Raw genomic sequence first — 13,371 nt, forward strand, 5'->3', positions numbered from 1 at the left:
GGATGGGGGACAGCCAGCACTAACCCACTTACTCACCCACTAACATCGAATCCTGCGGTGCGTTATCGCGCTGGGCTTTGGTCGCCAGGAAGTAGACATATCCCACCGCCATAATCGCCACAAACAGGCCGCCAATCACCGGGTTAAACCACAGCATCGCCACCAGACACACCAGCGACAGCACCAGCGCAATGCCGGGTACAATCGGATAGCCCGGCGCACGGAAGCTGCGTTCCATCTCTGGCGCAGTGCGGCGCAGTTTAAACAGGCTCAGCATACTCATCAGATACATCACAATCGCACCAAACACCGCCATGGTGATCATCGCGGCGGTCAGCGTCATGCCTTGCAGATTGATAAAGCCATCGCTGTAGATGGCAGCGATACCAATCAAACCCCCGGCGATAATCGCGCGGTGCGGCGTCTGGAAGCGCGACAGCTTGGCCAAACTCTGTGGCAGATATCCGGCGCGGGCGAGGGCAAAGAACTGGCGCGAATAGCCAAGAATAATACCGTGGAAGCTGGCAATCAGCCCAAACAGACCAATCCACACCAGCATGTGCATCCAGTTGGAGTTTTCACCAACAATCATCTTCATTGCCTGCGGCAGCGGATCGTTGATGTCCGACAGCTTGCGCCAGTCGCCAGCGCCACCGGCCAGCAGCATCACGCCAATCGCTAGCACCACCAGCGTCAGAATACCGGTGATGTAGGCTTTGGGAATGGTGCGCTTCGGATCTTTGGCCTCTTCGGCCGCCATCGCCGCGCCCTCAATCGCCAGGAAGAACCAAATGGCGAACGGAATCGCGGCGAAGATACCCGACATCGCCGGCATGCCGAAGTGATCGCTGCCCGCCCAGCCGTTCGCGGCAAAGTTGGCGATGCTGAAGCCTGGCGACACCACGCCCATAAACACCAGCAGCTCCAGAACCGCCAGCACCGTGACCACCAATTCGAACATCGCCGCCAATTTAACGCCGAGAATGTTCAGCGTCATGAAGACGATATAGGCGCCGACTGCGGCGGTTTTCGGATTGAGATCGGGATATTGCACGTTGAGGTAAGCGCCAATCGCCATGGCAATCGCCGGCGGTGCGAATACGAACTCAATCAGCGTGGCGAGGCCCGCGATCAAGCCGCCGGTTTCACCGAACGCGCGGCGGCTGTAGGCAAATGGGCCGCCGGCATGCGGAATCGCGGTGGTCAGTTCGGTGAAGCTGAAAATAAAACAGGTATACATGGTAGCGATCATCGCGGTGGTGATGAGAAATCCCAGCGTGCCCGCCACGCCCCATCCGTAACTCCAGCCAAAATATTCACCAGAAATCACCAGTCCAACTGCAATGCCCCACAAATGCAGGGTGCCCAGCGTGGGTTTGAGCTTATTCGTCATCGTCTTTTCCCCGTCGTCATTGTTGGTGCGGCAGCTTCACCGCGCTTTTTTATCTTTGCGCTACAGTGAAGTGATAATGCCGCTGGCTGGCGCGGGAAAACTTGACGCGGGCGCAGTGAGTTTTGTCCTCCACGGTCAACTCTGAGGCAAGAAAAGTGCCAGATGCACGCTGCGGTCAACTTTGGGTTGTCTGCGGTCAAGCAGTCAGGACGACGTCATCCCATGCTGATACCACTTGCTTGATGCTGGAGATTGATGAATGAGTGCCGAACAATCCGATACCTTAACCGATGCTGAAATCACCCTGCTGGCGCATCAGGCGTTGGCCAGTTATCCCGCGGCACTGCGCGGCGAACTGAAGCTGCTGTGCCGCTCGGAAAATGCCACCTTCCTGTTGCAGGCGGCGGGCAAACGCTACGCGCTGCGTCTGCATCGTCCTCACTATCACAGCAAAGCGGACATTCAGAGCGAGCTGCTGTGGCTGGATGCGCTGCGCGACATCGGCATCATGGTGCCGCAGGCGATCCCGGCCAGCGATGGCGCAACCGTGCTGACGCTGCCGATGACAAATGGCGCAGAGCGTTATGCGGTACTGTTCCACTGGATCGAGGGTGACATGCCCACCACCGATGTCGATCCCAAAGCTTTTCAGCAGCTTGGTCACATCACCGCGCGTCTGCATCAGCACAGCCGCAGCTGGCAGAAACCGGCAGGTTTCCAGCGCATTATCTGGGATCACCACACCATGGTCAGCGATCAAAGCCATTGGGGACGCTGGCAGGATGCGCCGAACCTCAATCCGGCCGATCACGGCATCGTCGCCGAAGCAGTGGCGCGCGTCGGGCAAGAGCTACAAGGCTTCGGCAAAGGGGCGGATCGTTATGGTTTGATCCACGCCGATCTGCGTCTGACCAATCTGCTGCTGCATAAAGGCGAAACGCGGGTGATCGATTTTGATGACTGCGGGCTCGGCTGGTATCTGCACGATCTGGCGGCGGCGATCAGTTTCGTTGAGCATCATCCGCGCGCCGCCGAATGGGTGGATAACTGGATCCTCGGTTACGAAAAAGTGGCGCACATCAGCGATGAAGAGATGGCGCTGGTGCCAACGCTGCTGATCCAGCGTCGCATTCAGATGACCGCGTGGATGGGATCGCACGCGGAAACGGAAATGGCGCTGAGTCTCGGGCCGCGCTGGGCCGATCACTCGGTGCGTCTCTGCCGACGTTATCTGGAAACCAATCAGCTGCCGGTCGGCGTCTGATGCACCAGCAGTGAGCAGCTTTGCGCTGTTGCGGCGCAATTGAGGTCGCCATGAATGGCGACCCTACGACGAAATCCGCAAATCACTCGCCTGGTACGAAAATTGCTGGAATCCTCCACCTGTTTCACATGCGCCACACGCAGAGGTTCCGATGCAATCACTCATCACACCCACTGAAGCCTTCAGCGCTTTGTCCGTCAGCGCCAGCAACCGCGGCGTGTTGGCAGCGGCCGCCACCGGACTGAGCGGGTTTATCACTGACAAAGGCGGCGATGTCGATCGCATCTTTGGCATCAGCGGCATTAACTCCGAACTGCTGGCGAGCCCCACGCTGAGCCTGGGTTTGGTGAACTACTGCCGCGTGATGGAAGAAGCGGCGCGTCATTCCGGTTTTGATAACTTCGGTTTGCATTACGGCAAGCAGTTCAAACCGCAGTCATTAGGCTTGATTGGGTATATCGGCCTCTGTTCGCCGACGCTGGAGCAGGCGCTGCACAACGTGGTGAATGCCTTTCCATGGCATCAGCACGACACGCTGACGCGGCTGGTGGACAAAGGCGAGTGCTGGCGGCTCGATTATCAGGTGCGCCACGGCGCGATCCTGTCACGACGTCAGGATGCGGAGCTAACGCTCGGCATGTTCCTCAACTTGATCCGTCACGTCGCCGGCAAAAACTGGGCGCCGCGCGAAGTGCACTTCGAACATCCGCGCCCGGAGCAGTGGCACGAGCACTGCAAAGTGTTCGATGCGCCGGTGTGGTTTGATCAACCCTTCAACTCGTTGTTGATCCCGAAACGCGATCTGCTGCGCAGTATGCCGGAGCAGGATCCGATGCTGCTGATGGTGATGCAGGATGCCATTCGCCGCCTGAACAGTTCTGCCAGCCAGCAAAGCGTGGTGGAACAGGCGCGATCGCAGGTGAATTTGTCGCTGATGCAGGGCGAACCGGTGCTGGAAGAGATTGCCGAAAAAATGGGCTTGTCGAGCTGGTCGCTGCAACGGCGGCTGCGCGAAGAGGGCATCAGTTTCACCGCGCTGGTGGACAAGGTGCGCTGCGAGATGGCAACGCACTATCTGCAACAGAAGCAGCTGCCGATTTCAGAGATGGCGCTGCTGCTCGGTTACTCCGAAGTCAGCGCCTTTTCCCGCGCCTTCCGCCGCTGGTTTGGCATCAGCCCGCGCCAGTGGCGCCAGGATGGCTCGGCGTCGCCGGGGCAAAACCGAACCACGCTGGCTGGTTAATCTCTGGCGGCGGCGGTAAATCTTTGCTTTGACCAATCAACTGCCAGGCGCGCAGGCACAGCGTTTCGTCGCCTTGCGTCTGCGTCACCGCGTAGCGCCCGCTGTTTTGCCACTCGAGCCGCACCAGACATTGCTGACCGGCATAACGCCGCGCATCGCGGAAATGCTGGTTGAGCTGATGCTGCATCTCATCAGCCCATTTGCAGGATGCGCTGCCCGGCGCACTCTGCGGCTGGCACAGGTTGACGATGCTATCCTGTTGCTTTGGCTGAGAATGCTGACAAGCGCTAAGCGCCACCACAATCATTAACCCGCCCAATAATCCCGCCATTCGATTAATTAAATTCATTAATGTGCCTGTATTTTCACTAAAGATCCTTTCCCTCACTGCCGACAGTCTACAGACCGACTCAACCAATGCTATGGCATTACTCTGACTGTCGGCAGAACCAGAATTTGCCGCAGCCTCGCGGCTTTATCCCCTTTTGATTCATGGATTAGAAATGCAGAAAAAATATGCCCTTGCGGCACTCTCCTTGTTAAGCGTCACGCTGCTCAGCGGCTGCGCAACCGAATCGTCACGCGCCATTGAAGCGCCACAGGTGCGTGCGGCCAGCCAGCCCGCGTATCAGGGCGTGCGCAGCCCGATTGCGGTTGGCCAGTTTGATAACCGCTCCTCCTACATGAACGGCATCTTCTCTGATGGCGTTGATCGTCTTGGCAATCAGTCGAAAACCATTTTGGTCACCCACCTGCAGCAGACCAATCGCTTCAACGTGCTGGATCGCAGCAACCTGAAAGAGTTGCAGCAGGAAGCGGGCTTTAAGAAGAGCGAACAGAACATCAAAGGTGCGACTTACATCATCACCGGCGATATCACTGAATTTGGCCGCAAAGAAGTGGGCGATCAGCAGCTGTGGGGTATTTTGGGACGCGGTAAGAGCCAGGTCGCGTATGCCAAAGTCAACCTGAATGTAGTTGATGTCACCACCTCAGAAGTGGTGTACAGCGCGCAGGGTGCGGGTGAATACCAGCTTTCAGCGCGTGAAATCATTGGTTTCGGCGGCACCACCAGCTATGACTCAACCCTCAACGGTAAAGTGATGGATCTGGCGATTCGTGAAGCGGTTGATCACTTAGTAGATGGCATTAACAGCGGCGCATGGCGTCCGGCGAAATAAGGATATTGAGCATGAAAATGTTGCAACTGAGTGCGGCGCTGATCGCTGCGGGCATGCTGGCAGGCTGTGCGCCAAAAGGGCCGGAACCGATCTATTACTGGGGCGATTACCAGCAGCAGATTTACAGCTACTACAAAAAAGATAGCGATCCGCAGAAACAGATTGAAGCACTGAACCTGGATATTGAAAAAGCTAAATCGGTCAACAAACCGGTCGCGCCGGGCTTGCACGCGCAGCTCGGTTTGCTGTACGCCAAAACCGGAGATACCGATAAAGCCTTCGGCCAGTTTGCCACCGAGAAACAGTTGTTCCCGGAATCTGCGCCATACATGGACTTTCTGATGAAGAAAAAACAAGGAGTTGCTCAGTGAAAAAGCTGATTGTTTCTTTAGGCGTGCTCGCCGCGCTGCTGTTGACCGGCTGCGCGCACAAAAAACCGTACGACTACAGCGCCTTCCGCGCCAGCAAACCGGCCTCGATTCTGGTGCTGCCTGCGGATAACCGCGCGCCGGATGTGAATGCGGCGAACAGCTTCACCTCGCTGGTAACGCGTCCGCTGGCGGAAGCGGGCTATTACGTGTTCCCTGTGGCGGTAGTGGATGAAACCTTCCAGCAGAACGGATTGACCAATGGCCATGAAATTCAGGCTGTCAGCCCGCAGCGTCTGCATGACATCTTCCACGCCGACAGCGCGCTGTATATTTCGGTGACCGATTACGGCAGCAGCTATCAGGTGATCCAGAGCGTGACCAAAGTGTCGGCGACGGCGCGTCTGGTAGATCTGCGCAGCGGTAAAGAGCTGTGGCAAGGCATTGCCACCGCCAGCGACGCGGAAGATGGCAACAACAATAACGGTGGCATTATTGGCATGTTGGTGTCAGCGGCAATCAAGCAGATTGCCAGCAATGTGTCGGATAAGGCACACACCATCGCCGGGGTGACCAGCGCCCGTCTGCTGGCGCAGAACGAGCAGGGCGGCTTGCTGGTTGGCCCACGTTATAAGTTGGCGACAGTGAGATAAAAAACCGGTGCCCGCCTAAGCATCGTAGGGTCGCCATTCATGGCGACCTGATTTATTCCCCTGGCAACTCCAGCTTGCTGTAACCCAGACCGTTCATCTTGCGGACGCGGATCTGCACCGGAATACGCTCTTTCATCGCTTCCACATGGCTGATCACGCCTATGGTTTTGCCGCTGGCGTTCAGGGCGTCGAGCGCATCCAGCGCGGTGTCCAGCGTCTCGGCATCCAGCGTGCCGAAGCCTTCGTCGAGGAACAGCGATTCGATGCGCGTTTTATGACTCACCAAATCCGACAGCGCTAACGCCAGCGCCAGGCTGACGAGGAAACTCTCGCCGCCCGACAGCGTGCGCGTATCGCGCGTGGCGTCGGCCTGCCAGGTATCCACTACTTCCAGCTCCAGCTCTTCACTGATGCGGCGTTGCAACAGATAGCGACCGTGCAGGCGATCGAGCTGACGGTTCGCCAGCCACACCAGATGATCGAGTGTCAGGCCTTGTGCGAAGCGGCGGAATTTATCGCCTTTGGCCGAACCTACCAGATCGTTCAGGCGGCCCAACTGCGCCAGCTCTACTTCATCCGTAGCGATTTGCGTCAGCAACGATTGCTGCTGTAAACGCTGTTGTGCATCGCTGTGCAACTGCTGCTGCGCTTCGCCCTGTTGACGGGCGTTGTCACGCAACGTCACGCGCAGCTGTTCCAGCTGTTGCTGAATCGTGGCGGCGACTTCATCGCTGAGATCGGCCGGGCGCTGCTGCTGATGCGCGGTGCAGCGCTGCGTGAGCTGCTCGCTGAGGGTGAGTTGCTGCTGGCGCTGCTGATCGAGCACCTGTAACTGTTGGCGCAGTTCATGCACCTCGCGCTCATCCAGCAGGGCGGCACGCAGCGCCGTTTCATCGGCAAAATCACTCTGCTGCAGCGCGGCGAGGAAGGCGCTTTCGGCTGCGGCAGCGCGTTCACGCAAAGTGTGTTGCTGCGCCGCGATCTGCTCACACTGGCCATTCAGACTGTGCAGCGAGCTTTGCGCCTGCTGCCACTGCTGTAGCTGCTGCGCCAGCGCCTGTTCACACTGTTGCAGCGCGGCGTGCTGCTGCTGTCGAGCTTCTGCTACGAGACGATCGCCAAACAGCTGCTGACGCTGTTCTTGTTGTTGCTGGCGCTGCTGTTGCAGCGCGCTGAGCGTCTGCTGCAGCTCATCCAGCCACTGCTGTTCACGCGCCAGATTCTGCTGCAGGCTGCTGCGCTCGCTTTCGGCTTTTGCCAGCTGCGGCTGCAACTCGCCGTGTAAGCGCTCATTTTCCTGCCATGCGCTCCAGCGCTGCTGTAGCCTGTGGAGCCAGCTTTCCCGCTCAGCCGCGTCTGGCAAACTGAGCTGATGCTGCGCTAACTGTTGTTCAAGCTGCTGCGCCAGTTGCTGCATGGCGCTGCGCTCGCGGGTCTCACGCTGGCTGATTTCATCCAGCGTCTGCTGCGTGCTAACGATCTGCTGAAGCGCCAGCTGCTGTTGATTTTGATGCTGCTGCCACAGCTGCTGCTGTTGCAGATGCGCATCCTTCGCCTGCTGCAGCGCGCGCGCGGCATTTTCCCGCGTCTGGAGCTGCTGCAGCTGAGTTTGTTCCTGTGCATCCTGCTGCTGTTGCCATTGCGTAAAGTCGTCCTGTTGCTCCAGCGTGCAGGTAAGTGCCAGCTCACCGCTCAGCGCTTGCCATTGGGTGTTCACCGTCGCCAGCTGCTGGTCGTAATCAGCGATCTCCTGCTGCAACGCCTGCTGCTGTTGCAGCGACAGCTTCTGCTGCTCACCTTTGGCGGTGCCGGACTCTTTCAGCTGTGCCACGCGCGTTTCCAGCTCAGTTAAACGCTGCTGATTGGCGCCGGGTTCAAGCTGTTGATATTGCGCGATTGCCGGATGCTGACACGAGCCGCACAGCGGGCAGGGCTGATCCGGCTGCAATTTGGCGCGCTCGTCGGCCAGCTGGGCGATGGTGCGCTCCAGCTCGCAGATTTTGCGCACATCGAGCAACGCCTGATGTTCCCGTTTGTACTCGTCGCGCAGCGCCTGTAACGCCTGTTCAGCTTCCTGATGCTGCTGCTGAAGCTGCATCAGTTTTTGCTGACGCTGCAAGCGCTGCGGCTGCAGCGCGCGCCACTGCGCGGCGAGCAGGCTGAGCTGCTGGCGTGCGGCACGTTGCGTTTGATGCTGCGCCAGGGCGTCGCGCAGGCTGGCGCTGGTGATCTCGGCCTCAAGCGAAGTCAGTGCTTGCTCCGCTTGCAGACGCTGCTGCGCGGCCTGCGCTTCGGCTTGCTGCAACGGTTGCGCCGCTTTTTCACGCTGAGCCTGCGCCTGCTGATGCTGCTCCATCTGGCTGCGCTGCTGTTGCTGCTGCGCGATGAGCTGCGTCAACGTCTGCTCGCGCTCATCCAGCCGGGCGATCTCCGCCTGCCAGCGCGTCAGTTCTGCGCCCCAATCGGCGACGGCGGCTTCTCGGGTGCGGAATTCCTGCTGCTGCACTAGCTGCTGTTGTAAACGTTCACTTACCTGCTGTTGCTGGCTCAACGCGGTTTGGCTGGTTTGCAGCGCCTGTTGCTGCTGCAGATGCAGCCGCTGCTGTTCATCCCGTTGCTGCGAGAGGGTGGTAATGCGTTGATCGAGCGGGATAACCTGCTCGGTCAGCAGCGTTTCGAGCTGCTGCTGTTGCTGTAACGCCTGCTCGCGCGCCTGCTGCGCGGCCTGATAATGGCTTTCGCCCTGTTGCAACGCGGTTTTGGCCTGCTGCTGTTGCGCCTGCAGCTGCTGCGATTGCTGTTCCAGCGTGCGGAGATCGCCTTGCAGCTGTTCGCGCTGCTGTAGCTTCTCGCGCAGTTTTTCTGCCGGTTCGGCCCGCGCCAGCCGCTGACGATCGCCATCCGCCTGCTGCCACGCCTGTTGCGCGGCAAGCAGCGTCTGTTCGGCCTGTTGCTGTTCCTGCATCAGCTGTTGCTGCTGCACCAGCCATTGTTGCTGATGCTGCGCCAGCGTGAGCTGTTCGCTAAGCGATTTCTCCTGCACGGCGAGTTCTGCCAGCTGCTGCGTCAGCTCTGCGCGGCGCGCTTCATCGAGCAGCGACATGCCACCGGCGCGGGCGCGCAGCGTATCCAGCTCGCTGCGTGCGCTACGCCAGCGTTCGTAGATCTGCACGGAGATTTGTCCGTAGATCTCGGTGCCGGTCAGCTCTTCCAGCAATTCGGCGCGTTCGCCGGGTTTGGCATTGAGGAAGGCGGCAAACTGGCCTTGCGACAACATCATTGAGCGGGTAAAACGGGCGAAATCGAGTCCCGACAGGGTTTCAATCGCTTTCAGCTTGTCGCCGACTTTATCAGCGATGATCTGATTATCCGCCACGCGCGCCAGTTCGACACGCGGCGCCTGCAACTTACCGTCGGCCTGGCCGCGCGCGCGGTTCTGGCTCCAGAAGGCACGCCAGGCTTCGCCTTTGATCTCAAACTCCACTTCTGCCAGACACTCGGCGGTGTCGCGGGTGATCAGCTCATTCTGGGTTTGCGACAGCGTGCCGAGGCGCGGCGTTTGGTGATAGAGCGCCAGGCAAATTGCATCGAGTAAGGTGGTTTTGCCCGCGCCGGTGGCGCCGGTGATGGCAAACAATCCGTTGCTGGCAAAGGGCTCACGGCGGAAATCGATAAACCATTCGCCGCGCAGCGCATTGAGGTTCTTAAAACGTAACGTCAAAATTTTCATGCGGATGGATTCTCCAGCGCGGCAAGCTGGGTGCGGAACAGCTGCGTTAACTGTTCTGCTTGCTCAGCATCCAGCTGATCTTCCTGCGCCAGTCGGCGGGCAAACACTTCTTCCACTTTTAATTCGCTCAGGGTTTCGTTCTCCAGCCGTTCGAGGCTGCGCTGCCGCTGTTCGCGGCTGCGGCGCACCAGCAGCACTTCGACCGGCAGATTTTCGGTCAGCGCTTCAATGCGACGTTGCAGATCGCTGAGGTATTCCTGGGTGGTGATCTCAATATCCAGCCAGGTCGGTAGCTCGCTGGTGCTCTCGCTGAACTGCGCCAGCTGATGTTCAATCTCCGCCATCGAGCCTTTCAGCATCTGCATCGGCTGGAAGTGCGGAATGATCAGCGGCGTCACGTCCTTAAGCTTGTCGGAAAATTCCAGCAGGAAGACGCTTTTCTCGCGACCAAGCTCATCAAAACTGAGCGGAATTGGTGAGCCGCTGTAACGAATATGTTCGCTGTTGGCGATGCGCTGGGCGCGATGGATGTGACCGAGCGCGATGTAATCCGCTGGCGGAAACGCCTGCGCCGGGAAGGCATCCAGCGTGCCGATATAGATGTCGCGCACCGAATCGCTTTTAGTGACGCCAACGGTGGTGAGATGGCCGGTGGCGATAATCGGCAGCGTACTGCTCATTGACTGCGCGGCGGCGAAACAGCGCTGATAATGCTGCTCGATCGCCTCCAGCAGCGAGATCTGTTTTTCGCGACCGGATTGGCCAGCCTGGCTGCGCAGAATGTCACGCGGACGCAGAAAAGGAATGGCGCACAGCAGCGCACCCGACACGCCATCGCGCTGCTTCAGGGTTAACACCTGTTGTTCTCCCTGCGGCGTGGCGCTGGTGATCACCTGCGTATTCAGGCAGGCCAGCAGCTCGCGTGATTCATTCAGCGTCGCCACCGAATCGTGATTGCCCGCCAGCACCACCAATTGACAGCCGCTTGGCTGCAGCGCCACCACAAAACGGTTAAACATTTCACGCGCGTAGCTCGGCGGCGAACCGGTATCAAACAGATCACCCGCGATAATCAGCGCATCCACCTGATGCTGCACAATCTGATCCAGCAGCCAGTCGAGAAACGCCTGATGTTCCCGCGCGCGACTTTTGCTGTAAAAGAACTGACCGAGATGCCAGTCAGCGGTGTGAATGATGCGCATGTTTGCTCCGTGCTCTGTTTAGCGAAGGCGAATTATAACCACTTAAGATCACAAAGAAAAAAAGCAGATTTTTATTGTGACATTTCTGTTTTTTATCTATCTATCTTAGGGCGGCTTTTTCATAAAAGTGTCACAAAACTGACGCATAATGGCGCCGCAAATCCCCGTGACACGTTGTCACACTAGCAGGAGTTACAATGGCTAAGCGCATTTTGGTTGTGGAAGACGAAGCTCCCATCCGTGAAATGTTATGTTTCGTGCTGGAACAGAATGATTACCAGCCTATTGAGGCGGAAGATTATGACAGCGCGATTGGTAAGCTGATCGAACCCTGGCCTGATTTAATTCTGCTGGACTGGATGTTGCCCGGCGGCAGCGGAATTCAGTTTATTAAGCATTTGAAGCGTGAAGCCATGACGCGTGACATCCCGGTGATGATGCTGACGGCGCGCGGTGAAGAAGAGGATCGCGTGCGCGGTCTGGAAGTGGGCGCGGATGATTACATCACCAAGCCATTCTCACCCAAAGAGCTGATGGCGCGTATTAAAGCGGTGATGCGCCGTATTTCACCGATGGCGGTGGAAGAGGTGATTGAGATGCAGGGCCTGAGCCTTGATCCATCCTCACATCGCGTGATGTCGGAAACCACGCCGCTGGAGATGGGGCCGACCGAATACAAACTGCTGCACTTCTTTATGACGCACCCGGAACGCGTGTACAGCCGCGAACAGCTGCTGAACCACGTTTGGGGCACCAATGTGTATGTCGAAGATCGCACCGTCGATGTGCATATTCGCCGTTTACGTAAAGCGCTGGAATTGACCGGCCACGATCGCATGGTTCAAACCGTTCGCGGAACAGGGTATCGTTTCTCTGCCCGCTACTAAACGTAAACGGAGTTTTTACCGTGCTGGAACGACTCTCCTGGAAGAGATTGTTGACCGAGCTGGCGCTGGTCTGTTTACCTGCGCTGGTGTTGGGTCTGTTGTTCGGATATCTGCCGTGGTTACTGCTGATTGCGGTGACCGGCGTGATGTTCTGGCACTTCAGCAATCTGATGCGTCTGTCGCACTGGTTGTGGGTCGATCGTTCAATGACGCCGCCCACCGGACGCGGCAGCTGGGAACCGCTGTTTTATGGCCTGTATCAGATGCAGTTGCGCAACCGGCGTCGCCGCCGCGAGCTGGGCAATCTGATCAAACGTTTCCGCAGCGGTGCCGAATCGCTGCCGGATGCGGTGGTGCTGACCACCGAAGAGGGCACCATTTTCTGGTGCAACGGCTTGGCGCAGCAGCATCTTGGCCTGCGCTGGCCGGAAGATAACGGCCAGAACATCCTCAATTTACTGCGTTATCCTGAATTCTCCCGCTATATCCGCCAGCGCAAGTTCGACACACCGCTGACGCAGATCCTTAATAATCAGCATCATATGGAATTCCGCGTGATGCCTTACAGCGAAGGACAGTGGCTGATGGTGGCGCGTGATGTCACCCAGATGCACCAGCTGGAAGGCGCGCGGCGCAACTTCTTTGCCAACGTCAGTCATGAACTGCGCACGCCGTTAACGGTATTGCAGGGCTATCTGGAAATGATGGACGACGCGGTAATGAACGAGCGCACGCGCAGCAAGGCGTTACATACTATGCAAGAGCAGACGCGCCGCATGGACAGCCTGGTGAAGCAGTTGCTGACCTTGTCGCGTATCGAAGCGGCGCCAGCCATCGATCTGAAAGAGACGGTGGATGTGCCGGGCATGCTGCTGCTATTGCAGCGTGAAGCGGAAACGCTGAGCCAGGGACGTCACACCATCCATTTCCATACCGATCCGCACCTGAAAGTGTTCGGCAACGATGAGCAGTTGCGTAGCGCCATTTCCAACCTGGTCTACAACGCGGTGAATCACACGCCGGATGGCACGCGCATCGACATCAGCTGGTTGCGTACCAAACAAGGCGCGCAGTTTAAGGTGTGCGATGACGGGCCGGGCATCAGCGAACAGCATCTGCCGCGCCTTACAGAACGCTTCTACCGCGTGGACAAAGCGCGTTCACGCGCCACCGGCGGCAGCGGGTTGGGGCTGGCAATCGTGAAGCACGCGCTGGGCCATCATAATGCGCGGCTCGAGATCACCAGCGTGCCGCATCAGGAAACCTGTTTCAGCTTCCTGCTGCCGCCACGCTTGATTGTGGCTAGCGCGCTGCAAGCGCAGGTTAATTAAGGTTTGCACATCCATGGCGTAATGCCGCTCAGTTAAGCACAGAGCGGCTTTCGTTCGCCCTAAGCTGAGGCAGTTGCAGCACCCTTGTGCGGCGACCGAGCAGAGAGCGCCTGGCCGCG

At 58.3% G+C, this 13,371-nt stretch carries 11 protein-coding genes; 7 read left to right on the forward strand and 4 right to left on the reverse strand.

Annotated elements, in window-relative coordinates:
* Positions 1-28: 28 nt before the first annotated feature.
* A complete protein-coding gene (gene eat / locus NQH49_RS04670; RefSeq protein WP_061717487.1) occupies positions 29-1,393 on the reverse strand; it encodes an ethanolamine permease in 1,365 nt (454 codons plus the stop codon).
* Between the two features lie 259 nt (positions 1,394-1,652).
* On the opposite strand from eat, the gene NQH49_RS04675 reads away from it, so the two are divergent.
* Positions 1,653-2,657: a phosphotransferase enzyme family protein gene (locus NQH49_RS04675; RefSeq protein WP_256695757.1), complete on the forward strand. Its 1,005-nt coding sequence runs from the start codon at positions 1,653-1,655 to the stop codon at positions 2,655-2,657.
* A 151-nt stretch (positions 2,658-2,808) separates the two neighbouring features.
* Positions 2,809-3,900, forward strand: a complete 1,092-nt coding sequence (gene qhpR, locus NQH49_RS04680; protein ID WP_256695759.1) for an AraC-like transcriptional regulator QhpR — start codon at positions 2,809-2,811, stop codon at positions 3,898-3,900.
* Here the strand turns inward: qhpR and NQH49_RS04685 are convergent.
* Positions 3,830-4,249: a cell envelope integrity TolA family protein gene (locus tag NQH49_RS04685; protein ID WP_256695761.1), complete on the reverse strand. Its 420-nt coding sequence runs from the start codon at positions 4,247-4,249 to the stop codon at positions 3,830-3,832. The two genes, qhpR and NQH49_RS04685, sit on opposite strands and share 71 nt — an antisense overlap.
* Positions 4,250-4,403: 154 nt before the next feature.
* Here NQH49_RS04685 and NQH49_RS04690 point away from each other — a divergent pair, with 154 nt between their 5' ends.
* The 3 genes from NQH49_RS04690 to NQH49_RS04700 are packed head-to-tail and all read left to right on the forward strand — an operon-like array spanning position 4,404 to position 6,102.
* Positions 4,404-5,081 (forward strand): CsgG/HfaB family protein, encoded by a 678-nt coding sequence (locus NQH49_RS04690; RefSeq protein WP_256695762.1) that lies wholly within the window; start codon positions 4,404-4,406, stop codon positions 5,079-5,081.
* A gap of 11 nt (positions 5,082-5,092) precedes the next feature.
* Positions 5,093-5,452, forward strand: coding sequence for a DUF4810 domain-containing protein (locus NQH49_RS04695; protein ID WP_256695763.1), 360 nt, complete (start codon positions 5,093-5,095; stop codon positions 5,450-5,452).
* Positions 5,449-6,102 carry a DUF799 domain-containing protein gene (locus NQH49_RS04700; protein ID WP_256695764.1) on the forward strand — a complete coding sequence of 218 codons (654 nt, stop codon included), beginning with the start codon at positions 5,449-5,451 and terminating at the stop codon, positions 6,100-6,102. Before NQH49_RS04695 ends, NQH49_RS04700 begins: the two co-directional genes overlap by 4 nt.
* A gap of 52 nt (positions 6,103-6,154) precedes the next feature.
* Here NQH49_RS04700 and NQH49_RS04705 read toward each other — a convergent pair whose 3' ends face one another.
* Both NQH49_RS04705 and sbcD read right to left on the reverse strand, forming a co-directional pair.
* Positions 6,155-9,832 (reverse strand): SbcC/MukB-like Walker B domain-containing protein, encoded by a 3,678-nt coding sequence (locus tag NQH49_RS04705; RefSeq protein WP_256695766.1) that lies wholly within the window; start codon positions 9,830-9,832, stop codon positions 6,155-6,157.
* Positions 9,829-11,034, reverse strand: a complete 1,206-nt coding sequence (gene sbcD / locus NQH49_RS04710; protein WP_256695768.1) for an exonuclease subunit SbcD — start codon at positions 11,032-11,034, stop codon at positions 9,829-9,831. The genes NQH49_RS04705 and sbcD overlap by 4 nt, the downstream gene beginning before the upstream one ends.
* Before the next feature lie 197 nt (positions 11,035-11,231).
* On the opposite strand from sbcD, the gene phoB reads away from it, so the two are divergent.
* Both phoB and phoR read left to right on the forward strand, forming a co-directional pair.
* The gene (gene phoB, locus NQH49_RS04715) at positions 11,232-11,921 is read left to right on the forward strand and encodes a phosphate response regulator transcription factor PhoB (RefSeq protein WP_007887040.1); all 690 of its coding nucleotides are present in this window, start codon (positions 11,232-11,234) and stop codon (positions 11,919-11,921) included.
* A gap of 20 nt (positions 11,922-11,941) precedes the next feature.
* Positions 11,942-13,252 (forward strand): phosphate regulon sensor histidine kinase PhoR, encoded by a 1,311-nt coding sequence (gene phoR, locus NQH49_RS04720; protein ID WP_256695769.1) that lies wholly within the window; start codon positions 11,942-11,944, stop codon positions 13,250-13,252.
* Positions 13,253-13,371: the final 119 nt, after the last annotated feature.

The sequence above is a fragment of the Pantoea trifolii genome, assembly GCF_024506435.1.
Classification (GTDB): domain Bacteria; phylum Pseudomonadota; class Gammaproteobacteria; order Enterobacterales; family Enterobacteriaceae; genus Pantoea; species Pantoea trifolii.

What these genes read in the sequence shown, in the direction of transcription:
- eat (WP_061717487.1), bottom strand. Translation starts at nt 1,393, where the DNA reads ATGACGAATAAGCTCAAACCCACGCTGGGCACCCTGCATTTGTGGGGC.
- NQH49_RS04675 (WP_256695757.1), top strand. Translation starts at nt 1,653, where the DNA reads ATGAGTGCCGAACAATCCGATACCTTAACCGATGCTGAAATCACCCTG.
- qhpR (WP_256695759.1), top strand. Translation starts at nt 2,809, where the DNA reads ATGCAATCACTCATCACACCCACTGAAGCCTTCAGCGCTTTGTCCGTC.
- NQH49_RS04685 (WP_256695761.1), bottom strand. Translation starts at nt 4,249, where the DNA reads ATGAATTTAATTAATCGAATGGCGGGATTATTGGGCGGGTTAATGATT.
- NQH49_RS04690 (WP_256695762.1), top strand. Translation starts at nt 4,404, where the DNA reads ATGCAGAAAAAATATGCCCTTGCGGCACTCTCCTTGTTAAGCGTCACG.
- NQH49_RS04695 (WP_256695763.1), top strand. Translation starts at nt 5,093, where the DNA reads ATGAAAATGTTGCAACTGAGTGCGGCGCTGATCGCTGCGGGCATGCTG.
- NQH49_RS04705 (WP_256695766.1), bottom strand. Translation starts at nt 9,832, where the DNA reads ATGAAAATTTTGACGTTACGTTTTAAGAACCTCAATGCGCTGCGCGGC.
- sbcD (WP_256695768.1), bottom strand. Translation starts at nt 11,034, where the DNA reads ATGCGCATCATTCACACCGCTGACTGGCATCTCGGTCAGTTCTTTTAC.
- phoB (WP_007887040.1), top strand. Translation starts at nt 11,232, where the DNA reads ATGGCTAAGCGCATTTTGGTTGTGGAAGACGAAGCTCCCATCCGTGAA.